Here is a 25,485-nt window from a genome sequence, read left to right as displayed (position 1 = left end):
GTTGTGTTTAAAATTTTCTAATTATCAAATTTTCTAATTAACGCATTAAAAACACAGACTATGATAACATGTCATTTAAAATACATTATAGATCCTTATCAATTAGAGGCTTTTGAGGATTATGGTAAAAGATGGATTAAAATCGTAAATCGTTTAGGCGGTCAGCATCATGGTTATTTTATGCCTTCGGAAGGAGCAAATAATGTTGCGTATGCTTTATTTTCTTTTCCAAGTCTCGCAGATTATGAAAATTACCGAACAAAAATGTTTTCTAAAGACGATCAGGAGTGTGTAGAAGCTTTTAAAATTGCCGAAGATACAAGATGTATTCTAAGTTATGAAAGAACATTTTTAAGCCCTGTATTTAAATAAATTAGATAATTAGATAATGAGATAACTTGATAATTAAATAATTAATACGTTGTGTAAATAAATTATCTAATTACCTAATTTTCTCATTGACAAATTAAAATTGACACATTAAAAAGATGTTAGCAAAAAGAATCATACCCTGCTTAGATATAAAAAACGGAAGAACCGTAAAAGGTGTTAATTTCGTTGACTTGCGTGATGCGGGAGATCCGGTAGAATTGGCCGAAATTTATTCGGCAGAAGGAGCTGATGAATTGGTTTTTCTGGATATTTCAGCTACTGAAGAACGTCGTAAAACATTGGTCAATATGGTACGAAGTGTTGCCGAAAAAATCAATATTCCGTTTACAGTTGGTGGCGGAATCTCATCTGTAGAAGATGTAGAGATTCTGTTGAATAATGGAGCTGATAAGGTTTCGATTAATTCATCAGCAGTAAAAAATCCACAACTAATTAATGATTTGGCCCAAAAATTCGGAAGTCAATGTGTTGTAGTTGCCATCGATGCTAAACAAATTAACGGACAATGGATCGTGCATTTGGTTGGAGGAAAAGTACCAACAGAGCTAAATCTATTCGATTGGGCGGTTGAAGTGGCCGAGCGTGGCGCAGGAGAAATTCTATTCACCTCAATGGACAATGACGGAACCAAAAATGGTTTTGCAAACGAAGCTTTGGCTAAATTATCAACGTTAATCAATATTCCGATTATTGCTTCGGGTGGTGCAGGAAATATTCAGCATTTTGTAGATTCGTTTAAAGAAGGAAAAGCAGATGCAGCGTTGGCAGCGAGTGTTTTTCACTTTAAAGAAATCGAGATAAAAGCTCTAAAACAGGAACTTAGGTATAATGATATTGAGGTTAGGCTTTAGAAAATAGAGTATCGAAAATAGAGTATCGAAAATAGAGCATAGAAAATAGAACAAAGAATCAAGAAGAAATAAATAAAATATAGAATTCGGTAATCTAAAATCTGAACTCTAAAATCTAAAATAAATATGGACATAGATATAAAAAGCGCACACGGATTGATTCCGGCGATAATTCAGGATTCTGAAACAAAGAATATTTTGATGTTGGGATACATGAATGAAGAATCGCTTCAAAAAACAATAGAAACTCAAAAAGTAACTTTCTTTAGCCGATCCAAACAAAGACTTTGGACAAAAGGCGAGGAGAGTGGTAATTTTTTGAATCTGATAAGTATTAAAAATGATTGCGATGGCGATACACTTTTAATTCAGGCAAAACCTGTAGGGCCAACGTGTCATACAGGCGCTGATACATGCTGGCAAGAAGAAAATAAAGAAAATTACGGTTTTATTTCTCAATTAGAAAACACCATCAAAACCAGAAGAGAAAATGCCGATTCTGAGAAGAGTTATGTGGCGTCATTATTCGAAAAAGGAATCAATAAAATCGCCCAAAAAGTAGGCGAAGAAGCTGTAGAAGTGGTTATTGAAGCAAAAGATGATAATGACGATTTATTCTTAAGCGAAAGCGCGGATTTATTGTTTCATTATTTGATTTTATTGCAGGCAAAAGGCTTTCAGTTGAATGATGTTGTGGATGTTTTGAAGAAACGTCAGAAGTAATAAAAAATAATTTCAATTGTCAGACTGAGTGAAGTCGAGGTCCCGTTGCTAAATCACTTTGCGGGGACTTCGACTTCGCTCAGTCTGATAAAAAAGTATTATTTTAGCTAAAAGCATAAGTCTTATGAAACTATTTGTGTGTCTGTTTTTGTTTTTGCTTCCAACTTTAAACTACGGATTCAAAAAACATGAAGTACCATATGCAATTGTTATTGCGAAGGCAGATTTAATTGTTGACGGAACCATTTCTAAAGTTTCAAAGGATGAATATGAATTTACAATAAACCAGTTTGTAAAAGGGAGATCATCTTTAAAAATTAAGGTCCAGATCTGGAAGGAATGGATTTGTGATCCAAAAATTAAAGAGTTAAAAACTGGTCAACGATTAATTTTGTTTTTAGAAAAAAGTGCTCACGGTAGTTTTAGTACAATTAATGGTAGCACTGGAGAGATATACATAGATAGTAATTCTTTTGTTAATATATTTCTCCCAAAAGAATTTACTAGTCCTGAAGTTTTAAAAGAAGGGATTTCTATGTTTTTACAAACTTATCAAGTTTGCGGAGATCTAAATGATCGGTTCTTGCAAAATATTTATATTCAGTCCAATAAAACTATATTTGAAATTTATAAAATGAAAGAAAATAATAAGGTTTTTAAATTTTTAGTTCAAAACGATGTACCTTATTCTGAAGTTAAATTTAATTTGCTACCACAGTTTATCAATTAAAGATTAAAAAAAGTACTTCACAAATCCAAAGTCTAATTTGTTGAATCACTTTGCGGGACTTCGACTTCGTTCAGTCTGACGAAAATTGAAATTAATAAAAAAGAATAAAAAATCCTTATAAATCCGTGTTTTCGCGTAAGCGAATCAGTGTCATCCGCGTACCATCTCGGCGCTACTCCATAAACTCAAAAACCGCAAATTCCTCCGGTTGGTGAAAGCCATGTTTTAAACTCTTATGATATTGTAATGCAAGATATTCCGTTGTGTTACCGTAATCAATTCTAAAAGCATTTCCTTTCCATTTTGTTCCTGCTTTTGGTTGATTAAAATTGCCGTTTTTAATGGTTTTTAAACTCGAAAAAGGAATCTTAATTTCAGTATTATAACCTTCGGAAGTTATTTTACTTACAGTTTCTAATCCTGCAATATCAAAACTCATAGTAGTATTCCAACCGCCACAATTGGGCGAAATACATTTTAGCAATAAATCATAATTAGACGAAAAAGCATTTACTCCGATTTCCAGATAATTTTGGCTGTCGCCGTCGGGATCAATAAAAAATTCGACCAAATCATCGGTATTAAAAATTGAAGCATCTTTTTTTTGAGGTGTTCCTACTATTTTAGAATCGTCAGAATGATAGGCAATATATAGGTTTTGATCATTCCACGCAAGTGAGACAAAAGTATTTTGAGTGGCGCTTTCTCCGGAATTATGAATTACAAATGGCCCTAAAAATGAAGTTTTCCAATCGGATAAGTCTCCGTCGATGTTTATTTTTTCATTTGTTTTATGAATTGGAATCGTTTGTGAATAATTTGTCGCCGAGCATGTAAAAATTAAAAAGGTAATAATGGCACTAATTTTCATAAAATGGTATAAATGAATTTGATTGGCTAAAATACAGAAGAATAAATAAATTTTAACATTAAATTCTCCGAATCAGGATTATAAAATCATTCAAAACTTGATTCGAATGTTTACATTTGTTGAACTTTAAGCTTGTCGAAATGCTCTGTTTATTTCGATTAAATGAAATATTTACTTCGTATGAAAAAATACTTTGGTGGCGTTTTTATCGCCTTTTTGTTTGGTTTTACTGCCAATGCACAAGGACTTCTGAATAAGTCTGAAACCGTTTTTACACATCAGGATTCTTTACGCGGAAGCATTACAAAAGAACGTGCCTGGTGGGATTTAAAATATTATCATTTAGATGTAAAAGTAAATCCAAAAGAAAAAACGATTACAGGCTCAAATACGGTTCGTTATACTGTTTTGACAGCTTATAATAAAATGCAGATTGATTTGCAGGAACCTATGCAAATCTACAAAGTGACTCAAGATGGAAAAGAATTGAAATTTGAAAGAGACGGAAATGCTTTTTTTATTGAATTAACAGCTGCGCAAAAAGTAGGTGAGACGAAGGAAATCGTAATTTCATTTGGAGGAAAACCAAAAGAAGCGGTTAATCCACCGTGGGATGGCGGAATTACCTGGAAAAAAGACAAAAACGGAAAAGATTTTATCGCTTCATCCTGTCAGGGATTAGGCGCCAGCGTTTGGTGGCCAAACAAAGATCATATGTATGACGAAGTCGAAAATATGCTGATTAGCGTGAATGTTCCCGGACATTTGACTGATGTTTCAAACGGAAGACTGCAAAGCGTTAATAAGGAAAAAGACGGAACCAAGACTTTTAATTGGTATGTTTCTAACCCAATTAATAATTATGGCGTAAACATTAATATTGGTGATTATGTAAACTTCTCAGAGAAATTTAAAGGAGAAAAAGGCGATTTAGATTGTAATTATTATGTTTTGAGTTATAATTTGGCTTTGGCCAAAGAGCAATTTAAAGATGCTCCAAAAATGCTTAAGGCGTTTGAAAACTGGTTTGGACCGTATCCTTTTTACGAAGACAGCTATAAATTGGTCGAAGCTCCTTATTTGGGTATGGAGCATCAAAGTAGCGTAACTTACGGAAATGGTTATAAAAATGGTTATTTAGGCCGTGACTTAAGCGGAACGGGTTGGGGATTAAAATTTGATTTTATTATTATTCACGAATCAGGACATGAATGGTTTGCTAATAATATCACTTATAAAGATATTGCCGATATGTGGGTGCACGAAAGTTTTACCAACTATTCTGAAAGCCTTTTCCTTGAATATTATTACGGAAAAGATGCTGCTGCCGAATATATCATTGGCTGCAGAAAAGGTATCAAAAACGATAAGCCAATTATAGGTAATTATGAGGTAAACAATGAAGGATCAGGCGATATGTATCCAAAAGGAGCAAGTATGCTGCATATGATGCGCCAGATTATCAATGACGATGCAAAATGGAAATCTATTTTAAGAGGTTTAAACAGTACTTTTTATCATCAAACTGTTACCGGAAAGCAAATTGAGGATTATATCAATACACAATCAGGAATTAACTTCAACAGGGTTTATGCGCAATATTTGACTACAACTCAAATTCCTGTTTTTGAATATATGTTCAAAGACGGATCTTTTGGATATCACTGGACAAATTGTGTAGCAAAGTTTGATATGCCTGTAAAAGTGAATTTGAATGGTGAAGATATTTGGTTAAAACCAACAACAGAATGGAAATCAGAGAAGACAAATAATGAAGATAGAAAAGTAGAAGTGAGTAAAGATTTTTATGTGACGACTTCTAATATTATAGAATAAAACCTAAAAATTTTCAAGTTTTTAAAATCCCAAATTCCAATTCTTGACTGGAGTTTGGGATTTTTTATTCGATAACTTTAGGCAAAGATCTTTGTCAAAGTTTAAAACTTTGACAAAGGTTGGGACATAAACCATTTAGGATTTGGGATCTTTTTATTGCATTTGAATTGTATGCAAATAGTAAACCCGACAGGTTTTTAAAACTTGTCGGGTTTATTGTTTATAGACAATCTTGTCATTTCAATTTCCGCCATAAAACTATTTTTTTAGGAGCTAATCCCGCTATACGTTCCAATCTTTTGTGTCCGCCACGGCGGACACAAAAGGATTTCCACTTCTATCGGGGCTAGGACAATCATTTCGCAACACTATTTCCGTGCAGTTTCTCATTTCTACGCAGGAGAAATCCTCGCAAGTAACTCCGCAACGAAAACCCAATCTTTGTCGAGCTTCTCACGAGGATTTCCCCTGCGTCGAAATGACAAAAGCCTGAAAAGATTAAGGTCTTTTCAGGCTTTTTTATTGGAATTTGCTACCGAGACTTCGTTCAAGATAAAAACTTGAAATTTAATTTTCTATCGACTATTCAACTTCGCTTTTTCTTTAATAATATCAGCAATTTTTCTATTCTCGATTTTGCTTTCAAGCCATGAAATAATATCTAAATAAAGAAAAGCTCTTTTTTCATAAGTATTCTTTTCTAATTCAATAAAACGCAAACGCATTTTAATGAATTCTTTTTTGATATCTGCAGGATATAAGTTGTTCAAATTCCTTAAAAACTTGATAATTTCCTTTTGAACCTCATGAAGATCATTCATTTTTATTAGAAACTTATAGGTGTTTTTAAGATGATTTTCAAGATAATAATCTTTTCCAAGCTCATAATGCGCAATTAAAGACAAGAGTCTCGCAAAACACATTAGATCCTCACGCATAGATAAGTTTTTATTGTTAATGATTTTGTCTAGATAAAAGATGCATTCATTATACTTTTCGTTTCCAAAATAAATAGACGCTATTTTATAGAAAAACAACATTTCGTGATGTTCATCAAGATGTTCGCTGTGTATTTTGATCTTTTCTAAAATCTCAGGAATCAAATATTCGCTTTCGGCAAACGTACCTTCCAGAATATGCAAATTTAGCTTATTGTTGTAAACGTATAGAAATGATAGCGATGCAATGTTGTCATTTACAGGGAATTTTTCATCCTTAATTGTTTCTTCTAAAAGAGAAAGGTATTTTTTGAAATTCGATTTGTATTTCAACATATATAAAGATTCCAGAAAGTAATGATTTCCTTTTAGAAAAAATACGGGATTCTGATAAATCATATTTTGGTTGTCATAAAACAACGTAACCCATTTATAGGCATATTTATAACTTGCCAGAAAATCCTGAACAAGAAAACTACGCCATAAATTAGCATTATAAAACCAATACTTTTCGCGAAAACCAAACTTGCTCTCGTCTAACTTAGCAATATGTTTGTTGAAATAATCATCGATATATTTGTATTCCTCATCATTTTTAACGTAACCTGTTTTAAGCATGATCCCGTAAAGCTGAAGCGATAAATTCGATAATTTGCTTGAGATTGTATTTCGATAGTTTAATTCTTTGGCCTGAATAACCAATTCATCCGCGCGCCCTTGAATACTTCGGGTAATATACTGTGATTCGATTAGTTTTTCGAACTCCACAATCTCATACGCCATATATTTCTCATCATTTTCAAGAGCAATGATTTTTGTCTTATCCAGAATCTTCAAACTCTGTTTATATAAACCTTTATTATATAGGATACCGGCAAAATCTATTTGTTCGCGCAATTGATAACGAATGTTCTGACTAGGAATATTCAGTCGAATACTTACCAGAATTTGCTTGTATAAGTATGATTTTAAGTTAGATAACTGTACTTTTTTAATGATCCCGCTCTTAAGAATAAGCTTTTCATCGTAGTTTTCAGATTTATCTAAGATATTGAATAATTCGATGAATTTCGTATTTGAACTCGTCTCTAAACGGCTTGCAAAAATCTTAAACTGTCTTTTTTCGGATTTAGAAAGTGATTTTATTAATACAAATAAGAAATCTTTTTGATGGTTAGCCATTGTAAAATATAATAGTGTAACTTATTGATTATTAATTGTTTAATACGTTATAAATTGCTTTATGAACAGTATAATTTCATTAAAATGAATTTCGTACTGAAGAAGTACAATATATATTTGTTATCAAGATGTGAAATTACATTAAATAAATGAATATGAATAGAGAGAAAGTTCAAATTTTTGACACCACTTTGCGCGACGGCGAACAAGTTCCAGGATGTAAGTTAGATACTAAACAAAAATTAGTTATCGCAGAACGACTTGATAAAATGGGAGTTGACGTTATCGAAGCAGGTTTTCCTGTGTCAAGTCCGGGCGATTTTTTATCGGTCTCTGAGATTTGTAAAATTGTAGAAAACGCCACCGTCTGCGGACTAACAAGAGCCGTAAAAAACGACATCGATGTTGCTGCAGCTGCACTAAAGCATGCTAAAAGACCTAGAATCCACACAGGAATCGGAACATCTGAATCTCACATACTTCATAAATTAAATACCACAAGAGAAGATATTATCGCAAGAGCAAAATATGCTGTATCACACGCAAAATCTTATGTAGAAGATGTTGAGTTTTACGCAGAAGATGCCGGACGAACTGATAACGCTTTTTTGGCTAAGGTTTGTGAAGAAGTGATAAAATCTGGTGCTACTGTACTAAATATCCCAGACACAACAGGATATTGTTTACCAGAAGAATACGGAGCAAAAATTAAATATCTAAAAGAAAACGTAAAAGGAATCGAAAACGTGATCCTTTCATGTCACTGTCATAATGATTTAGGAATGGCTACTGCAAACTCTATTGCAGGTGCTATAAATGGAGCAAGACAAATAGAATGTACAATCAATGGTATTGGTGAGAGAGCCGGAAATACAGCTCTTGAAGAAGTGGTAATGATTTTTAAACAACATCCTTACTTAAATCTTGATACCAACATTAATACAAGAGAATTGAACGAAATGAGCCGATTAGTTTCTGAAAGTATGGGAATGATCGTGCAGCCTAATAAAGCTATTGTTGGAGCGAATGCATTTGCGCACAGCTCAGGAATTCATCAGGATGGTGTAATCAAAAACAGAGCAACTTACGAAATCATGGATCCGCTTGATGTGGGTGTAAATGAATCTTCGATTATACTTACAGCAAGAAGCGGAAGAGCTGCTTTGGCTTACCGTGCTAAAAAAGTAGGTTACGAACTTACAAAAGTACAATTAGACATTGTATATGTTGAGTTTTTGAAGTTTGCTGATATCAAAAAAGAAGTGATCGATGCAGATATTCACCAGATTATTGAAGCTTCAAAAATTGAAGGTGATTTAATCAGAAGCTAGTTAATATAGAATAAAGAGAATAGATTAAAGAGAATAGAACAAAGAAGAAACAAAAAATAAGGATTTAAATACATAAAGAACGAGACGTTATGAATTTGAAAATAGCAGTTTTATCAGGAGACGGAATTGGACCAGAAGTAATTTTACAAGCCAAAAAAGCATTATACGCTATTGGTGAGGTGTACAATCATGAATTTGTATTTGAAGAGGCGCTCATGGGAGCCATTGCTATTGATAAAACAGGAAATCCATTACCGGAGCAAACCCTGAATCTTTGTTTGAACACAGATGCGGTTTTGTTTGGTGCGATCGGGGATCCTAAGTATGATAATAATCCAAATGCAAAAGTTCGTCCGGAGCAGGGATTGTTAAGGCTTCGTAAAGAGCTTGGATTGTTTGCTAACATTCGTCCTATAAAACCTTATAAAGCTTTAATTGATGCTTCTCCTTTAAAAAGAGAAATTATCGAAGGAGCTGATTTTACTATTTTCAGAGAATTAACAGGTGGCGCTTATTTTGGAGCTAAAACATTAAATGAAGAAGGAACACATGCTTCGGATTTATGTGAATATTCAGAAGAAGAAATTACCAGAATTGCACATTTAGCTTTTAAATCGGCACAAAACCGACGCAAAAAGCTGACAATGGTCGACAAAGCAAATGTTTTGGAAACCTCAAGATTATGGAGAAAAGTTGTTCAGAAAGTGAGTGCGAATTATCCTGATGTGGCTTTAGATTTTTTATTTGTGGATAATGCAGCAATGCAATTGATTTTGAATCCAAAACAATTTGATGTGATTTTGACGGAAAATTTATTTGGAGATATTTTATCAGATGAAGCAAGTGTTATTACAGGATCTATCGGTTTATTGGCATCAGCATCTTTAGGAGAAAAAAATGCATTGTTTGAACCAATTCACGGTTCTTATCCTCAGGCAAAAGGAAAAAATATTGCCAACCCAATTGCTTCCATTTTATCAGCTGCGATGCTGTTAGAGCATTTTGGTTTATTCAAAGAAGCAAATGTAATTTATCAGGCGGTTGAAAAAGCAATCGAATATAAAGTTGTTACGGTTGATTTAAAACCAGATTCAAAATTCGGTACAAATGAAGTAGGCGAGTTTGTTTCAAATTTTATTTTCAGCAAAGATGACTTGCTATATTTTAATAATGACAATGTTCATATCGGTCAATCGACAATTGTTTAGGTTTTTTATTAAAATAATGAAATAAATAACAAGAAGTATGTGAAATGTTGAGATTTTATTTTTTTAGTCCTGTAAGTTTTCATACTTTTGTGACACTAAAAAATAAATGATGCAAATCTCAATTATTATTACTTCTGTCGTTGTTGTCAATGTGTTTAGCACATCTGCATCGGGAATGGTATAAATATAATTGAAAAACTATATTAGAAACCTTCCAAATACTGGAAGGTTTTTTTTTGAATAAAAATTAAAATAAAATAATACAATAATGGAATTAAATAAGTACAGCAAAACCATCACTCAAGATCAAACACAACCTGCGGCGCAAGCGATGTTGTACGGTATTGGTTTAACTGAAGAAGATTTGAAAAAAGCACAAGTAGGTATTGTGAGCATGGGTTACGATGGTAACACTTGCAATATGCACCTGAATGATTTAGCAAAAGATGTGAAGAAGGGTGTTTGGGATGCAAATCTGGTCGGACTTATTTTTAATACCATTGGCGTAAGTGACGGAATTTCTAACGGAACTGAAGGAATGCGTTATTCATTGGTTTCCCGTGATGTGATTGCAGATTCTATAGAAACAGTTGTAGGGGCACAATGGTACGATGGTATTATTGCAATTCCTGGCTGTGATAAAAATATGCCCGGAGCTTTAATTGCGATGGGAAGAGTAAACCGTCCGTCTATCATGGTTTACGGAGGATCAATTCACTCCGGAAAATGGAAAGGTGAATCTTTGAATATTGTTTCTGCTTTTGAGGCTTTAGGAAAAAAAGTTAAAAATGAAATTACTCCGGAAGATTTTAAAGGTGTAATTCAAAATGCATGTCCCGGAGCTGGTGCTTGTGGCGGAATGTACACTGCAAATACAATGTCTTCTGCAATTGAAGCATTAGGAATGAGTTTGCCATACAGTTCTTCGAACCCTGCTCTAAGTCAGGATAAAAGAGATGAATGTTTGGCTGCAGGAGAGGCTATTAAGATATTATTAGAAAAAGACATTAAGCCAAGAGATATCATGACTCGTAAAGCTTTCGAAAATGCCATTACAATTGTTGCAGTTTTAGGAGGTTCTACAAATGCAGTTATGCACTTAATCGCTATGGCTCATGCGGTGGATATCGAAATTACTCTGGATGATTTTCAAGCCATTAATGACAGAACACCTGTATTGGCAGACATGAAACCAAGTGGAAAATACATGATGGAAGATATTCATGAAGTTGGAGGAATTCCTTCTATAATGAAATATTTATTAAAAGTAGGATTGATTCACGGAGATTGTTTGACGGTAACAGGAAAAACAGTAGCAGAGAATTTAGCTTCTACTCCGGATTTACAAGACGGACAACAAGTAATTCATGAAATTCAAAAAGCGTTGAAACCAACCGGAAATATTCAGGTTTTATACGGAAATCTTGCTTCTGAAGGCGCTGTAGCAAAAATCAGCGGTAAAGAAGGAGAATATTTTGAAGGTCCGGCTGTTGTATTTGAAGGTGAATTTGAAGTGATTCCTGGTCTTGAGGCCGGAAAAATAAAACCAGGTAATGTAGTCGTCATCAGGTATTGTGGACCAAAAGGTGGTCCGGGGATGCCTGAAATGCTGAAACCTACATCTGCCATTATTGGAGCCGGATTAGGAAGCAGCTGCGCACTTATTACAGACGGCAGATTCTCCGGAGGTTCACATGGCTTTGTCGTAGGACACATTACACCAGAAGCATATGATGGTGGAGGTATTGCATTAGTAAAAGATGGTGATTTAATTGCTATCGATGCTGTAAAGAATACAATCGACCTGAAGATATCTGACGAAGAATTTGCAGCTCGTAAAGCGGCTTGGATTCAGCCACCGCTAAAAGTTACAAAAGGAGTTTTACTTAAATACGCAAGATCGGTTTCAAGCGCTTCTACAGGTTGTGTTACCGATAAATAATTAAATAACAATGTCAATTACAATATCAAATGCAATACCAATTACAATAACAAAATTCAATAGCAAATAGAAATAAAGAAAGATCAATTTAATACTAATACTGAAATTGATTTTTGACATTGCTATTGAATTTTAAATTGAATTTTAAATTGATTTTTGATATTGATTTTTGAGAAAAAATATACTATGAAAATATCAGGGGCAGAAGCCGTTATTAGATGTTTATTAGCAGAGGGAGTAGATTTGGTTTACGGATATCCGGGAGGAGCCATAATGCCTGTTTACGACGAATTATATAAATTTCAGGATCAATTACACCACGTTTTAGTGCGTCACGAACAAGGTGCAACACATGCAGCTCAGGGATATGCAAGAGCTACAGGAAAAGTGGGGGTAGCGATTGCTACTTCAGGACCGGGAGCTACAAACCTAGTCACAGGAATTGCAGATGCTCAAATCGACTCAACACCAATGGTTTGTATTACAGGACAGGTGGGAAGGCATTTGTTGGGTTCTGATGCTTTTCAGGAAACGGATATTATCGGGATTTCAACTCCGGTGACCAAATGGAATTATCAGGTTACTGAAGCTTCTCAAATTCCTGAAATTATAGCAAAAGCATTTTACATTGCACGTTCCGGACGTCCGGGGCCTGTATTGATCGATATTACTAAGAACGCTCAGTTTGATGAGTTCGAATTTAGTTACGAAAAATGTACAGGAATCAGAAGTTATATTCCGGTTCCTAAATTAAAATTAGACAAAGTAGCCGAAGCTGCTGCTTTGATCAATAGTGCTAAAAAACCGTTTATCGTTTTTGGTCAGGGAATAATCCTTGGTCAGGCCGAAGAACAATTAAAAGCATTTATCGAAAAATCAGGAATTCCGGCAGGATGGACTATCCTTGGACTTTCGGCTTTGCCTACAGATCACCCGTTAAACGTTGGAATGTTAGGAATGCATGGGAATTATGCGCCAAATTTATTGACAAACGAATGCGATGTTTTAATTGCTTTAGGGATGCGTTTTGACGATCGTGTTACCGGAAACTTAAAAACTTACGCAAAACAGGCAAAAGTAATTCACTTTGAAATTGATCCTGCAGAAGTTGATAAAAACGTAAAAACTGAAGTAGCTGTTTTAGGAGACGTAAGAGAATCTTTAAATGCGTTATTGCCATTAATTGAAGCAAAATCACATGATTTGTGGCATAACGAATTCAAAGAATTACATAAAATAGAAGTAGAAACGGTTATAAACGAAGAGTTAAACCCAACAAACAATAAAGGTATTTCGATGGGTGAAACTATGGAAATGATCAACAAACACTCAAAAGGCGATGCGATTATTGTTTCAGATGTTGGACAACATCAAATGTTTGCTTGTCGTTACGCTAAATTTAATCAGACCAAGAGTAATATTACCTCGGGAGGTTTAGGAACAATGGGATTTGCATTGCCGGCTTCGATTGGAGCTAAGATGGGAAGGCCGGATCGAGAAGTAGTAGCTATCATTGGAGATGGCGGTTTCCAGATGACCATTCAGGAATTAGGTACAATTTTCCAGACAAAAGTTCCGGTAAAAATTGTTATCCTGAACAATGAATTCTTAGGGATGGTACGTCAGTGGCAAGAGTTATTTTTTGATAACCGATACGCTTCTACAAATATGATTAATCCAAATTTTGTTGCCATTGCAGAAGGATATTACATTAAATCTAAAAAAGTAACACAAAGAGAAGATCTGGATGCAGCTGTCGCAGAAATGATGGCTTCAAAAGATTCTTATTTCTTAGAAGTTATGGTCGAAAAAGAGAATAATGTATTCCCAATGATTCCAACAGGAGCATGTGTTTCTGAAATTAGATTAAGCTAAAGAAAAAAAGTTTCAGGTTTCAGGTTAAAAGTTTCAAGTTAAGATTGGAACTTCAAACCTGAAACAAAATAAACTTTAAACAAAAATTACATGGAAGATAAAACATTTACCATATCGGTATACTCAGAAAATAACGTGGGGTTGTTAAATAGAATATCAGGTATATTCTTAAAGCGTCACATTAATATATTAAGCCTAAATGTTTCAGAATCAGAAATAGAGAATGTTTCTAGATTTATTATCGTTGTAAATACAACGGAGAAATGGGTTAAGAATATTGTGGGGCAGATAGAAAAGCAAATAGAAGTAATAAAAGCTTTTTATCATACAGATGAAGAGACTATTTATCTTGAAAATGCTTTATTCAAAATTGCTTCAAGTTTATTGTTTGATGAAAAACAAATTCAAAATATCATCAAAGAAAGTCAGGCAACAATCGTAACCGTTTCTCGTGATTTCTTCGTGATTTCAAAATCAGGAAGACGTTCTGAAATTGAAGAATTATATGCAAAGTTCAAACCTTACGGCATTATGCAATTTGTGCGTTCGGGCAGAATATCAGTTTCTAAACAAAAAATGGAAATTTCATCATTGTTAGAAACATTCAAATAGTATCATCTTAGTTACATATTAATCAATTATTAAATTACAACACTCATTAAATATTAAAAACAAAATGGCAAATTATTTCAATACATTACCACTTAGATTACAATTAGAACAATTAGGCGTTTGCGAATTTATGGAGCAATCAGAATTTGCAGACGGGATTTCAGCATTAGCAGGAAAAAAAGTTGTCATTGTAGGCTGTGGTGCACAAGGTTTGAATCAGGGGTTAAACATGAGAGATTCCGGATTAGACATTTCATATGCATTACGTGCAGATGCAATCGCTGAAAAAAGAGCTTCTTATAAAAATGCTACTGAAAACGGATTTACAGTAGGTACTTACGAAGAATTAATTCCAACTGCTGATCTAGTTTGTAACTTAACACCAGATAAACAACATACTGCTGTAGTTACCGCCATTATGCCATTAATGAAACAAGGTTCGACTTTAGCATACTCTCACGGATTTAATATTGTTGAAGAAGGAATGCAGATTCGTAAAGATATTACAGTAATTATGTGTGCGCCTAAATGTCCAGGTTCTGAGGTTCGTGAAGAATACAAAAGAGGATTTGGTGTGCCAACACTTATCGCTGTTCACCCGGAGAATGATCCAAACGGTTTTGGTTTAGATCAGGCAAAAGCTTATGCTGTAGCAACCGGAGGACATAAAGCAGGAGTTTTAAAATCATCATTCGTTGCTGAAGTAAAATCAGATTTAATGGGTGAGCAAACTATCCTTTGCGGATTATTGCAAACAGGATCTATTTTGTGTTTTGATAAAATGGTAGAAAAAGGAATCGAGCCTGCATATGCTTCAAAATTAATTCAATACGGATGGGAAACTATCACAGAAGCGTTGAAACATGGAGGTATTACCAATATGATGGATCGTTTGTCTAACCCGGCAAAAATCGAAGCTTACGAAATTGCTGAAGAATTAAAAGACATTATGCGTCCGTTATTCCAAAAACACCAGGATGATATTATTTCAGGAGAATTCTCAAGAACTATGATGATTGACTGGGCTAATGACGATAAAAACTTATTGACATGGAGAGCTGCAACAGGAGAAACTAACTTTGAGAAAACAGCTCCAACTGATGCGCCAATTGCTGAGCAGGAATATTTTGACAACGGAGTTTTAATGATTGCAATGGTGAAAGCTGGTGTAGAATTAGCTTTCGAAACCATGACAGAAGCTGGAATTATCGAAGAATCAGCTTATTATGAGTCATTACACGAATTGCCTTTGATTGCTAATACAATTGCAAGAAAAAAATTATTTGAAATGAACCGTGTAATCTCGGATACAGCAGAATATGGTTGTTATTTATTCGACCACGCTTGTAAACCGTTATTGACAGATTATATGAAAACTGTTGAAACTAATGTTATAGGAAAACCATTCTCGACTTCTAACGGAGTAGACAATGCAATCTTAATTGCAGTAAACAAAGAAATTCGTCAACATCCTATCGAAGAAGTAGGAGCATGGTTGAGAGAGTCTATGACTGCAATGAAAAAAATTGGATAATAAATTGGGAATTACCACACATTCGGTTGTGGAATTTGCACTGTATCTTTGTTTTGTATGATATTTTGAATTAGTAAGCACTTATTAAAAAAAAATGGATATAGATGCATATTGCATTCACTTAACTTCTGCGAGCAAGTAAGTTAAGTGAAGCTAATCCCTAATAAGGGGTATATTTGGTAAAAGATATACTTGTTGAAGTTTCATTTATAATTAATACAGATGCTGCTATTTTCAAAATAGACCAATGCATTGTAATACAGAATTACAAAATTAATTGTTATTGAAATTGTTAAAATAAAAAGGCATGGTATTCATTTACTGTGCCTTTTTTGCAACATGCTTTTTTGGTTAAAAAAGTAAAATTTTATAGTTTATGTAGAAAAAAGCAATATTTTTTTTAATATGTGTTTTTTTTAGATAAAATTTATGAATTAAATAATTTTAAGAATACGCTGATATTTAATACATTTATAAAAAAATTCCAAAAACATATGAGTTATTATAAAATTGAAAATTTAGAACAATATTTTAAACATTACAATAAGTCAATAAGGGAACCAAGGAAGTTTTGGGGGAAGATTGCTGAAGAAAATTTTACCTGGTACCAACAATGGGAAAAAGTAGTTGATTTTAATATGGCTGATGCCGAAGTGAAATGGTTTACTGACGCAAAAGTTAACATTACCAAAAATTGCATCGATAGACACTTAAGTAAAAGAGGGGAAAAAACGGCGATTATTTTTGAACCAAATGATCCTTCAGAAAGTGCTTTACATATAACGTATAACGAACTATACGAAAAAGTTTCGAAAATGGCGAATGTTTTGCGTGAGCAAGGTGTTCGTAAAGGAGACAGAGTTTGTATTTATTTACCAATGATTCCTGAATTGGCTGTTGCAGTTTTAGCTTGCGCCAGAATAGGGGCAATTCACTCTGTTATTTTTGCAGGATTTTCAGCTTCGGCGGTTTCTGCAAGAATCAATGATTGCGAGTGTAAAATGGTAATTACTTCAGATGGAGGTTACAGAGGAAATAAAAACATTGATTTAAAAGGAATTGTAGATGAAGCATTAGATACCTGCCCATCTGTTTCTAACGTTTTGGTTGTAAAAAGAACAAACACTAACGTTAAAATGAAAGAAGGACGTGACCAATGGTTACAGCCTTTATTGGATGCAGCTTTAGATAATAGCGTTGCTGAAATTATGGATGCCGAAGATCCTTTATTTATTTTGTATACTTCCGGATCTACAGGAAAACCTAAAGGAATGGTGCATACCACAGCCGGATATATGGTTTACACAGCCTATACTTTTAAAAATGTTTTTAGTCATGAAGAAAATGATATTTTCTGGTGTACTGCAGATATTGGCTGGATTACAGGTCACTCTTATATATTATACGGACCATTATTGAATGGAGGAACAACCGTAATTTTTGAAGGTGTACCGTCTTATCCGGATTTTAGCCGTTTTTGGGATATTATCGAAAAACACAAAGTAACTCAGTTTTATACAGCACCAACCGCTATCCGTTCATTAGCAAAAGAAAGTTTAGATTATATTCAAAAATATCCTCTAAAATCGCTAAAAGTTATTGGATCAGTAGGGGAGCCTATCAACGAAGAAGCCTGGCACTGGTTTAATGACCACGTTGGAGATAAAAGATGTCCGGTGGTTGATACGTGGTGGCAAACAGAAACGGGTGGAATCATGATTTCGCCAATTGCTTTTGTAACGCCAACAAAACCAACCTATGCAACTTTGCCATTACCGGGAATTCAACCCGTTTTGATGGATGAAAAACGCAACGAGATCGAAGGAAATCAGGTTGTAGGTAGTTTGTGTATAAAATTTCCATGGCCAGGAATCGCCAGAACAATCTGGGGAGATCACCAACGTTACAAAGACACTTACTTCTCTGCTTTCCCTGGAAAATATTTTACAGGAGATGGAGCTTTAAGAGACGAAGTTGGATATTATAGAATTACCGGTAGGGTAGATGATGTTGTAATTGTTTCAGGACATAATTTAGGAACAGCTCCTATCGAAGATGCAATCAACGAGCATCCTGCAGTTGCAGAATCTGCAATTGTTGGATTCCCACACGATATTAAAGGAAATGCTTTATATGGCTTTGTGATTCTAAAAGAAACTGGAGAATATAGAGATAGAGCTAACTTAACCAAAGAGATCAATCAATATATTTCTGATCATATTGGACCAATTGCCAAATTAGATAAAATTCAGTTCGTATCTGGTTTGCCAAAAACACGTTCAGGAAAAATCATGCGTAGAATTTTACGTAAGATTGCCGAAGGTGATTACTCGAACTTTGGAGATATTTCGACTTTATTGAATCCGGAAATTGTAGACGAAATTAAGAACGAAAGAATTTCTTAATTTTGAAAATAATAGAATAAAAAATGCCTCTTAATTTTAAGAGGCATTTTTTTATATTGTAAAAATTAATTGTAGATTTTAGCGCGTTTTTTGTCATTTCGACGTAAGGAGAAATCTTCGCAAGTAACTCCGTATAGAAAAGGGTTTTCTTATATTTTCTTTAAATAATAATAGCAAAGATTCTAAACTTAAATTTCCTTATATAACTTATATTATATGGTTTGAATTTTTTACTTAATTCCTAATCTCGATTTCAACTTCAAAAATAACAGCGCAATTTTATACGCATCTTCTGCAGAGGAATTTCGGTCGCTTTTTGGAATTTTGTAAATTTCGCTTAAGTCGTCCAAAGAAAACTGTTTGTCATTGATGTCCATTAATTTTCTGTACATCATATCAATGTCTAAAGCTTCATTTTTCAATCTTCCACAATCCAGACGCTCTAAAGCCGCATTTAGCATTTCGATATCAAAATTAATATGATGTCCTACTAAAATAGAATTGCCTATAAAGTTAACAAATGCTTCAATAGCATCTGGTTCAGGCATTTTAAGCATTTTGCTTTCAATGATAAACTCATTCGAAAGTCCGTTATCCTGCAAAAATTTGTATTGCAGTAAAACAGCTTCGAAATTATCTTTTATTACAATTCCATCATCAATTACTGAAAAAGCACCCAGAGATAAAATAACATCTTTATTAGGGTTTAACCCAGAAGTTTCAGTAGATAAAACTACAAATCTATTAGGTTTTGTTTCGAATTTTGTCAGGTATTCTTTCCAGAAATCCGGATATTCTTTGTTGATATTTTTAATCCAGTCTAGCATATTTATGAGAATTGTGTAAGTTGAAATTTACTCTTAATTAGTTCCTCAAGGTCTTTCATTGGGGTTAAGGCATTTTTTAACTTTTCTTTGTCTGTTTTAGACATTTCTCGCAAATTGATATATTGTCCTGAGTCATCATTCTTTAATCCTTCGACAGTTCTAAATTTTGACAGCGTTAAAAAAGCTTCGGCACAGCTTAAATAAATTTCAGCATTTTTAGAATCTGTTATTGCTAATTGTTTGAATCTTAAATAAGTATTTTTGATTCCTTTGATATTGGCATTTAAAATTAATAAACGTGCTGCATCAATTAATGGCATTAATGCGCGGGTTTTAATATCAAATTTTGTTTTATGCGGACCTTCTTCTTCAACAATAAATTTCTTGAAGAAACTTAAAGGAGAATTTCTTTTTAAAGCATCGTTGCCTAAAAAGTCAAAGAATAAGGTATTATTGACAGCATTCTTAAAAATAACATTTTCGATTACTTCTTCGATCTTTGGTTCTCCAAAAACAATTTCATAATCAAAGAAAATACTGCTTAAATCATTACTGTTTTCACCTGGAGTATTCATCCAGCTGTTGTATTGTTTTGTCCAGTCTGTCAATGATTTACACCATAACATATTACTTCCCATATGACCATTTGGACAATATTCGTAACCAACTTTTTCTAAGATAGAAGTCGTTCTTTTGGCCAGTCTTAAAAAATAATCTTTTACTTCTCTGTATTTCTCAGGAGCAACATCTTCAAAAATAAGAATACTGTCCTGATCTGTAAGTAAAAGTTGTTCCTTACGTCCTTGACTACCAATGCTTAACCATGCAAAACGGGCAGGAGGTGAGCCTAAATCTAAAATCGAAAGCTCAACAGCACGTTTTATGATAGCCAGGTTAATTTCGCTGGCAATATTACTAACATGTGAAATCGGAATATTCTTTTGAATCGAATTTTGAATCAAGTCAGATAAACGATCACGTATTTGTTTTAAGTCTTTAGGAAGCTGAGAGCGTTTAATTTCTTTAATTAAAACACCAGGATTACTAGCCTGAGCTACAATTAAATCGTGCTCAGAAATGATTCCTTTTACAGCAGATTTGCTTGTACCGTCTTTGGTAACACATAAATGCGTTACGTTATTTTTAAGCATAAGCAATTGCGCTTCGGCAAGAGAAACGTTTTCGATCACAGTAACTACCGGAGATGACATAATCTTATCAATCGTTTCTGTTATAGGATAGCGGCCAGTTGCAATCTTAGAGGATAAATCAGCATTGGTTACGATACCAATTGGATTATTCTTTTCGCAAATCACAATGTTATCTACCATTGATTCCGTCATCAGGATCGCAACATCTTTAATAATGCGATTAGATTCTGTTGTTAATGGAGAATTATTATAGGCAAGTGATTGAATATATTGCATTTCTGATTGCTGATCTACGTAGAAAGCAGTATCAGAAATCAGTTTTCCGTTAGAGTTTACATTGTCTTTTGCATGTCTTGAATTAATTGCAAAATTCTCTAATAAAAAGTTTAAAACATCAGAATTATTAGCGACAAAAGGCCTAAAAACAGCGATCGGAATAGCATAAATAATACTTTCTTCACGTGCTTTTGCTGTCATCATATAGTTATTTTTGGCAAAAAACGGACGTAAACCAAAAATGTCGCCTTCATGGCATTTGTTTATAATTGTTTCTTCAGCATCAGCAATTGTGGTTAAATTTATGACACCCGAAGCCACAACATAAAAACTATCATGAAGTAAGTCGTTAATTTGAAAAAGTATAGCGTGTTTTTCTAAGTTGATAACACGAATGTTCGTAGCAATATCAGATAATTCCTGAAAAGTTAAATTATCAAATGGCGGGTATTCTTTTAAAAAATCTGCAATATGCTCAGCAATTGTATTCATATGTTTGATAATTTTTTTAAAGTATCGAATGTAAAAATAATAAAATAAACTCTTACAATGAAAGCATCTTTGCCAGAATGTAATTATTTTAATAAAATGTTAAAATTTAATGATTTACAGGCTTTAAAAATGACTTTTTGGGATTTTAAAATCATTATTATCATTTGAAATTATATGCATATCCGGAAATAGAGCAGCAATTAATTCTAAAGAATTCTTTTGTGGTTAAATTATCTGATTTTGTTTCAGAAAAAAGACTGGATTGGAGATTGTATTGGAGAAGGTTTTAAAATATTCTATTTTACATAATATAAATTATAGTTCATTTGTGATATAACTAATTAACAATATCACATGGCCTTAAAACGATCTTCTTTGGAGAATTATACTCTATTACTTGTAGAGTTAACCAAAATGCGTCACACAGATTTTCAAGCAAAAACATTTTTAAAGAAAATGCGTCCATTTTGCAAGACTTCGCACTTAAAACACAAAATATTATTCATTCGAATACGTGGTTCAAATATAGGAATAACTATTAAAGTTTGTACGGATTGTTTTATAGTTACTCAATCTTTTTGTGTACATGAGTTTATTTTTTATTGCAATTCACATAAAACGCTTCTTTCAAAACTTCTTAAACATAATCTTTTAACACCTTAATATATGTCAACAATTTTACTCTTAATTCAAAAACGAGAAAATTTAATACTGGAATTAGCTGGATTAAATCACGATTTAAACGAGTATTCAAAAAACCCTGTAGAAACTGTTGACCTGATTGGTCTTAAGTATCAGCATGATTTTACTATTAGAGAAATTACAAAAATTGGTCAGCAGATAAATGTTTTTTTTAATTCTCAAATTTCAAATTATAAAAACAAATTTTTTGAAGTCGAAAAGAAAATAACTGAAGCTGTTTCGAAAAAGGAATTTACAATTAACGATTTACCTAAAAATCATTATTCGTTGTGGCAAAATTTAGAAAATTAATTTTTTGCTACTCCCCTTTCGATTTTTCAATAGTTGCCGTAGGGTATAACGGCAACTAACTCACTCAAACCTACATAAAAACAATGATTTCATATAAAGAAAGGCATCAAGCCCAAACTAAATTTAAAAACAATAATTTAAAACCAACTCTTATAAATATAGACTACTTAATTATTAATCTCGAGGGTCAGCCTTTTGGAGAATTTCCTGAAAATTCAAAGTTTCGTTTGAAACCATACGAATATGGAACTAAGATTTTTGAACTCAGAGCCGACTTATATTATGAAGATTTAAAAATTGGTATTTATACCGCAAAACCTCGTTCAGTTATTATGAGCGAACAATTTGCGCAATTACAATTCGAAAACAATCTATTTTACACATTGTCTAACGATGCCTTAAGGGGTGTCATAAACGCTTTTTGCGATGAAACGAACTATTTATTTAAGTCAGTTAATAGACTGGATATATGCCTTGATAAGTCTGATATCAACAATTCTTACCGTAATTTATATAGTAATGTTGTTGCAGGTAACTATCTTATTTCAGGGCGTCCGAAAAATTTACAAAGCTATTTTGAAACCTATAAAGGAAAATCAATTCTTAACGGTTTCCAAATTGGAAAAAGAACATCTGATAAAATAATACGATGCTACAACAAAACGCTGTCGTTGCAACTGACTGAAAAACCATATATAAATGAATATTACACAAATAATGGTTTAAAAAATGATAATGTTTGGCGTTTTGAATATCAGTTAAATTCTGCGTTTTTCAGAGGTTTAAATGAACATTCAAAAGTTAATGAAACTATCAGTCAGACAATGACTTGGGGTATTTTTGATAAAGCAAACCTTTATGAGTTGTTGAAGATTGCAAATAAAGGTTTTTTTGAACTTCGTGAGAATACTGGCAAAAGTCAGATCAATAAAGAAAAGCTTATAACTCTGTTTGATTTTGATTTTTTACAATCTCAAATTACAAAATTCAATCCTATAATCAAACGTTTGAAGAAAGTTGTCCTTTCGTCAACAACAATTAAAAAACGCCTTGCGAAATCTCTGTTTAGAGAGTATTACGCAAACAATCAGGATATATCTTATATCGTTGCTCTAAATCTTTTACTTGAAGATATGGACATGATTACCGAAAAACCGCTTTTACTATGGTTTAAAAACAAATTACATTTTTATCTGCACGAATTTAGAACAAAGGAAAAATTAGTAAATGATTTTGATTCTGAATTATTCCACGAACACCAACTTTTATTTTTATAAGCCATGAAAACACAGAATACAAGCCAAAAAGTAACTAAGACTGAATTAATGCATTTGCTTGGAGTAAGTTATAATACTGCTCTAAAGGAATATCAGGTTATTATAGATAGCCTTGAGTTAAAGCGGTCTTATTTGATGATTTCGGATTTAATTAAATACGGTATTTTATAGAATTATCTTAAAAATGATGTTTTAAAAATCGTCAAAATTATTTAAAAATCATCAAAAATCATCAAATTTAGTTAACCCTGTTTTATAGTTGCAATAACCTTTGTGAAAGAATTTAAACAAATAAAATTTATAACAAATGAAAATTGCAACTATTACAGGCGTTACAAAATCGCCAGAATTACAAGTGACAAAATCAATTGGTTCTTTGATTGTTTCAAGTGATTTAGCTTTATCGGCTTTGACTACTGAAAAAATTAGTGTTTACATTGAACGTGGTAACGGTTCAAATGTGATTTTAGCAAACAAAGTATTGCTTAAAGATTTCATTTTAGCGAGTACTTACGGAACTGAAAACACTCAATCGGATGCTAATAATGCTTTAATCGCTTTATGTGAATTGGCGGATGAAGGTTCAATTTATCTTGCAGATAAAGAGAGTATTAAAATTACTCTTGAAGATTTAATTGCAGGTAAACGCTATGATTTACACGGTATTGAAGAGCCTGAGCAAACAAATAATTTATTCTTTTTTGAACAAAAATCTGTTGCTTCTGAGGAGTTTAACAAAAAAATTGATGTTCAGGGATTTGATTTGGCTGTTATGACTGTACATAATTCGGTAAGTGATTTGTCATACCAGTATGCAAACGGTCAGGTGGTTAAATACTTGCCTTTCGAATTGCAGACTTTAAGCCGTGATATTGACCCGATTCAAGCAGTTCTTGCTGATGGAACAATTGTTCAAGGTTTAACGGATAGATTAACCTTGCCTTTGGTGGCTGTTGTTGGTTTAGAAATCAATAAGTCTCAAGGCTCGATTATTAATTTCGTCGTAAGATGTTTAAAAACTGTGTAATATGGGGTTCTTTAAAAAAATTGGTCAATCCATTAAGAAAAATGTCTCGTTTAAAAACTTAGTAAAAGTTGCGACTACTGCTGTGGGTTTTGTTCCGGGCGTTGGTGAAATTGCTCAGCAAGTTATAGGAAAAGTAACTGATGCGGTAGAGGCTAAAAAAATGTCTAAACGAGCAGAAGCCGAAGGAAAACAGGCGGAAGCGGATTACTGGAACGCTCAGACAAAAGCTTTAGAACAAAGTTCGGCTAACACGGTTGGTGCTGTCGCTGGTGCGGGTGCTAATATTTTCGGTAAAGCAGTTGCAACTGGAATAAATAACGGTTTAAGTACTGGATTTGTCGAGGGAAGTGGTCAGGTTGGTGCTACTGTCGTAAGTTCAACCATAAAAGTATGGTTTCAAAGAAATTGGAAAATTGTTGTTGGTGCTGTCGTTGGTCTTATTGCATTGATTTGGTTTATAAGACGTGACCGAAATAACACAGGCAAAAGAGTTGCAAAAAGACGATAAGCCTAAAAATTACTATCGAATCTATCTTATAGTATTTCTGATAGATTCGGCTGTAATAATTTTAAAAAAAATGGCTGAAATCATACTATTAATTAAACACATTATAAAGTAATGGCACAAGGTAAGAAAAGTTATAATTCTAATAATCAGAATAATAATCAACAAAAAGTTAAGCACTCAGGTGCTAAAAATACAACGTATACCCCTGTTTCGGGTCCTAATCAAGGCGTTGAACAACATCTTACAACTGGTTGGAGATTGTCTAAAGGCGAATTGATTGCAATTAAATGTGTAACGACTACGAAATCAAATCTTTCAGATAAAGGTTGGTTTGGCTCTGTAGCGTGCACGTTTACAAACACTAAAACTGGTGTTCAGTCATTTCATTGGGGTACAATGCAGAAAAATGGCGGTAAAGTCGTAATTGACAGCATGGCATTTGTAATTAATCCACGTGCGAAAAACGGAGGTTATGCAGGTACATTTTTACGATCTAACTAATG

At 33.4% G+C, this 25,485-nt stretch carries 21 protein-coding genes; 17 read left to right on the top strand and 4 right to left on the bottom strand.

The window, feature by feature from the left end:
* Positions 1-60 precede the first annotated feature (60 nt).
* From IRZ78_RS00410 to IRZ78_RS00395, 4 genes are all read left to right on the top strand, one after another.
* Positions 61-372, top strand: a complete 312-nt coding sequence (locus IRZ78_RS00410; protein WP_194614633.1) for an NIPSNAP family protein — start codon at positions 61-63, stop codon at positions 370-372.
* A gap of 116 nt (positions 373-488) precedes the next feature.
* The gene (hisF, locus tag IRZ78_RS00405) at positions 489-1,244 is read left to right on the top strand and encodes an imidazole glycerol phosphate synthase subunit HisF (protein ID WP_194614632.1); all 756 of its coding nucleotides are present in this window, start codon (positions 489-491) and stop codon (positions 1,242-1,244) included.
* A gap of 120 nt (positions 1,245-1,364) precedes the next feature.
* The gene (gene hisIE, locus IRZ78_RS00400) at positions 1,365-1,967 is read left to right on the top strand and encodes a bifunctional phosphoribosyl-AMP cyclohydrolase/phosphoribosyl-ATP diphosphatase HisIE (RefSeq protein ID WP_347349809.1); all 603 of its coding nucleotides are present in this window, start codon (positions 1,365-1,367) and stop codon (positions 1,965-1,967) included.
* A gap of 124 nt (positions 1,968-2,091) precedes the next feature.
* Positions 2,092-2,697, top strand: coding sequence for a hypothetical protein (locus IRZ78_RS00395; RefSeq protein WP_194614630.1), 606 nt, complete (start codon positions 2,092-2,094; stop codon positions 2,695-2,697).
* 172 nt (positions 2,698-2,869) lie between these two features.
* Here the strand turns inward: IRZ78_RS00395 and IRZ78_RS00390 are convergent, their stop codons facing one another.
* Complete coding sequence (locus IRZ78_RS00390; protein ID WP_194614629.1) at positions 2,870-3,568, bottom strand: carbohydrate-binding family 9-like protein; 699 nt, start codon at positions 3,566-3,568, stop codon at positions 2,870-2,872.
* Positions 3,569-3,748: 180 nt separating this feature from the next.
* On the opposite strand from IRZ78_RS00390, the gene IRZ78_RS00385 reads away from it, so the two are divergent.
* The gene (locus IRZ78_RS00385; protein WP_194614628.1) at positions 3,749-5,404 is read left to right on the top strand and encodes a M1 family metallopeptidase; all 1,656 of its coding nucleotides are present in this window, start codon (positions 3,749-3,751) and stop codon (positions 5,402-5,404) included.
* Between the two features lie 575 nt (positions 5,405-5,979).
* On the opposite strand, the gene IRZ78_RS00380 is transcribed toward IRZ78_RS00385, so the two are convergent.
* On the bottom strand, positions 5,980-7,524 hold the full coding sequence (locus tag IRZ78_RS00380; protein WP_194614627.1) for a hypothetical protein: 1,545 nt from the start codon (positions 7,522-7,524) through the stop codon (positions 5,980-5,982).
* A gap of 155 nt (positions 7,525-7,679) precedes the next feature.
* Between IRZ78_RS00380 and IRZ78_RS00375 the strand changes: the two genes are divergently transcribed.
* The 7 genes from IRZ78_RS00375 to acs all read left to right on the top strand — a co-directional run bounded on the left by IRZ78_RS00375 (position 7,680) and on the right by acs (position 18,431).
* Entirely contained in the window at positions 7,680-8,855 is a 1,176-nt protein-coding gene (locus IRZ78_RS00375) for a 2-isopropylmalate synthase (protein WP_194614626.1), read from the top strand.
* Between the two features lie 89 nt (positions 8,856-8,944).
* Positions 8,945-10,063, top strand: coding sequence for a 3-isopropylmalate dehydrogenase (gene leuB, locus IRZ78_RS00370; RefSeq protein ID WP_194614625.1), 1,119 nt, complete (start codon positions 8,945-8,947; stop codon positions 10,061-10,063).
* 268 nt (positions 10,064-10,331) lie between these two features.
* Positions 10,332-12,005 (top strand): dihydroxy-acid dehydratase, encoded by a 1,674-nt coding sequence (gene ilvD / locus IRZ78_RS00365; protein WP_194614624.1) that lies wholly within the window; start codon positions 10,332-10,334, stop codon positions 12,003-12,005.
* Positions 12,006-12,191: 186 nt separating this feature from the next.
* A complete protein-coding gene (ilvB, locus tag IRZ78_RS00360) occupies positions 12,192-13,880 on the top strand; it encodes a biosynthetic-type acetolactate synthase large subunit (protein ID WP_194614623.1) in 1,689 nt (562 codons plus the stop codon).
* A gap of 90 nt (positions 13,881-13,970) precedes the next feature.
* Entirely contained in the window at positions 13,971-14,492 is a 522-nt protein-coding gene (gene ilvN, locus IRZ78_RS00355) for an acetolactate synthase small subunit (protein ID WP_194614622.1), read from the top strand.
* A gap of 64 nt (positions 14,493-14,556) precedes the next feature.
* Positions 14,557-16,026, top strand: a complete 1,470-nt coding sequence (gene ilvC / locus IRZ78_RS00350) for a ketol-acid reductoisomerase (protein ID WP_194614621.1) — start codon at positions 14,557-14,559, stop codon at positions 16,024-16,026.
* A 494-nt stretch (positions 16,027-16,520) separates the two neighbouring features.
* Positions 16,521-18,431 carry an acetate--CoA ligase gene (gene acs / locus IRZ78_RS00345; RefSeq protein ID WP_194614620.1) on the top strand — a complete coding sequence of 637 codons (1,911 nt, stop codon included), beginning with the start codon at positions 16,521-16,523 and terminating at the stop codon, positions 18,429-18,431.
* 230 nt (positions 18,432-18,661) lie between these two features.
* Here acs and IRZ78_RS00340 read toward each other — a convergent pair whose 3' ends face one another.
* A complete protein-coding gene (locus IRZ78_RS00340; RefSeq protein WP_194614619.1) occupies positions 18,662-19,258 on the bottom strand; it encodes a 3'-5' exonuclease in 597 nt (198 codons plus the stop codon).
* Positions 19,259-19,260: 2 nt separating this feature from the next.
* On the bottom strand, positions 19,261-21,177 hold the full coding sequence (locus tag IRZ78_RS00335) for a DUF294 nucleotidyltransferase-like domain-containing protein (RefSeq protein ID WP_194614618.1): 1,917 nt from the start codon (positions 21,175-21,177) through the stop codon (positions 19,261-19,263).
* A 666-nt stretch (positions 21,178-21,843) separates the two neighbouring features.
* Here IRZ78_RS00335 and IRZ78_RS00330 point away from each other — a divergent pair.
* From IRZ78_RS00330 to IRZ78_RS00310, 5 genes are all read left to right on the top strand, one after another.
* On the top strand, positions 21,844-22,170 hold the full coding sequence (locus IRZ78_RS00330; protein WP_194614617.1) for a hypothetical protein: 327 nt from the start codon (positions 21,844-21,846) through the stop codon (positions 22,168-22,170).
* An 83-nt stretch (positions 22,171-22,253) separates the two neighbouring features.
* Positions 22,254-23,447 (top strand): hypothetical protein, encoded by a 1,194-nt coding sequence (locus IRZ78_RS00325; RefSeq protein ID WP_194614616.1) that lies wholly within the window; start codon positions 22,254-22,256, stop codon positions 23,445-23,447.
* Between the two features lie 307 nt (positions 23,448-23,754).
* Complete coding sequence (locus IRZ78_RS00320) at positions 23,755-24,474, top strand: hypothetical protein (RefSeq protein WP_194614615.1); 720 nt, start codon at positions 23,755-23,757, stop codon at positions 24,472-24,474.
* A gap of 1 nt (position 24,475) precedes the next feature.
* Complete coding sequence (locus tag IRZ78_RS00315; protein ID WP_194614614.1) at positions 24,476-24,982, top strand: hypothetical protein; 507 nt, start codon at positions 24,476-24,478, stop codon at positions 24,980-24,982.
* Positions 24,983-25,093: 111 nt separating this feature from the next.
* A complete protein-coding gene (locus IRZ78_RS00310) occupies positions 25,094-25,483 on the top strand; it encodes a hypothetical protein (RefSeq protein ID WP_194614613.1) in 390 nt (129 codons plus the stop codon).
* The last annotated feature ends 2 nt before the right edge of the window (positions 25,484-25,485 follow it).

Origin of the sequence: Flavobacterium sp. CSZ, assembly GCF_015350725.1 — a bacterium.
Lineage (GTDB): Bacteria > Bacteroidota > Bacteroidia > Flavobacteriales > Flavobacteriaceae > Flavobacterium.
This window is presented reverse-complemented; position numbering and strand designations above follow the sequence as displayed.

What these genes read in the sequence shown, in the direction of transcription:
- acs (WP_194614620.1), top strand. Translation starts at nt 16,521, where the DNA reads ATGAGTTATTATAAAATTGAAAATTTAGAACAATATTTTAAACATTAC.
- IRZ78_RS00315 (WP_194614614.1), top strand. Translation starts at nt 24,476, where the DNA reads ATGGGGTTCTTTAAAAAAATTGGTCAATCCATTAAGAAAAATGTCTCG.
- ilvC (WP_194614621.1), top strand. Translation starts at nt 14,557, where the DNA reads ATGGCAAATTATTTCAATACATTACCACTTAGATTACAATTAGAACAA.
- IRZ78_RS00325 (WP_194614616.1), top strand. Translation starts at nt 22,254, where the DNA reads ATGATTTCATATAAAGAAAGGCATCAAGCCCAAACTAAATTTAAAAAC.
- IRZ78_RS00340 (WP_194614619.1), bottom strand. Translation starts at nt 19,258, where the DNA reads ATGCTAGACTGGATTAAAAATATCAACAAAGAATATCCGGATTTCTGG.
- ilvN (WP_194614622.1), top strand. Translation starts at nt 13,971, where the DNA reads ATGGAAGATAAAACATTTACCATATCGGTATACTCAGAAAATAACGTG.
- ilvD (WP_194614624.1), top strand. Translation starts at nt 10,332, where the DNA reads ATGGAATTAAATAAGTACAGCAAAACCATCACTCAAGATCAAACACAA.
- IRZ78_RS00310 (WP_194614613.1), top strand. Translation starts at nt 25,094, where the DNA reads ATGGCACAAGGTAAGAAAAGTTATAATTCTAATAATCAGAATAATAAT.
- IRZ78_RS00375 (WP_194614626.1), top strand. Translation starts at nt 7,680, where the DNA reads ATGAATAGAGAGAAAGTTCAAATTTTTGACACCACTTTGCGCGACGGC.
- IRZ78_RS00330 (WP_194614617.1), top strand. Translation starts at nt 21,844, where the DNA reads ATGTCAACAATTTTACTCTTAATTCAAAAACGAGAAAATTTAATACTG.
- IRZ78_RS00410 (WP_194614633.1), top strand. Translation starts at nt 61, where the DNA reads ATGATAACATGTCATTTAAAATACATTATAGATCCTTATCAATTAGAG.
- IRZ78_RS00385 (WP_194614628.1), top strand. Translation starts at nt 3,749, where the DNA reads ATGAAAAAATACTTTGGTGGCGTTTTTATCGCCTTTTTGTTTGGTTTT.
- IRZ78_RS00380 (WP_194614627.1), bottom strand. Translation starts at nt 7,524, where the DNA reads ATGGCTAACCATCAAAAAGATTTCTTATTTGTATTAATAAAATCACTT.
- IRZ78_RS00395 (WP_194614630.1), top strand. Translation starts at nt 2,092, where the DNA reads ATGAAACTATTTGTGTGTCTGTTTTTGTTTTTGCTTCCAACTTTAAAC.
- IRZ78_RS00335 (WP_194614618.1), bottom strand. Translation starts at nt 21,177, where the DNA reads ATGAATACAATTGCTGAGCATATTGCAGATTTTTTAAAAGAATACCCG.
- IRZ78_RS00320 (WP_194614615.1), top strand. Translation starts at nt 23,755, where the DNA reads ATGAAAATTGCAACTATTACAGGCGTTACAAAATCGCCAGAATTACAA.
- ilvB (WP_194614623.1), top strand. Translation starts at nt 12,192, where the DNA reads ATGAAAATATCAGGGGCAGAAGCCGTTATTAGATGTTTATTAGCAGAG.
- IRZ78_RS00390 (WP_194614629.1), bottom strand. Translation starts at nt 3,568, where the DNA reads ATGAAAATTAGTGCCATTATTACCTTTTTAATTTTTACATGCTCGGCG.
- hisF (WP_194614632.1), top strand. Translation starts at nt 489, where the DNA reads ATGTTAGCAAAAAGAATCATACCCTGCTTAGATATAAAAAACGGAAGA.
- leuB (WP_194614625.1), top strand. Translation starts at nt 8,945, where the DNA reads ATGAATTTGAAAATAGCAGTTTTATCAGGAGACGGAATTGGACCAGAA.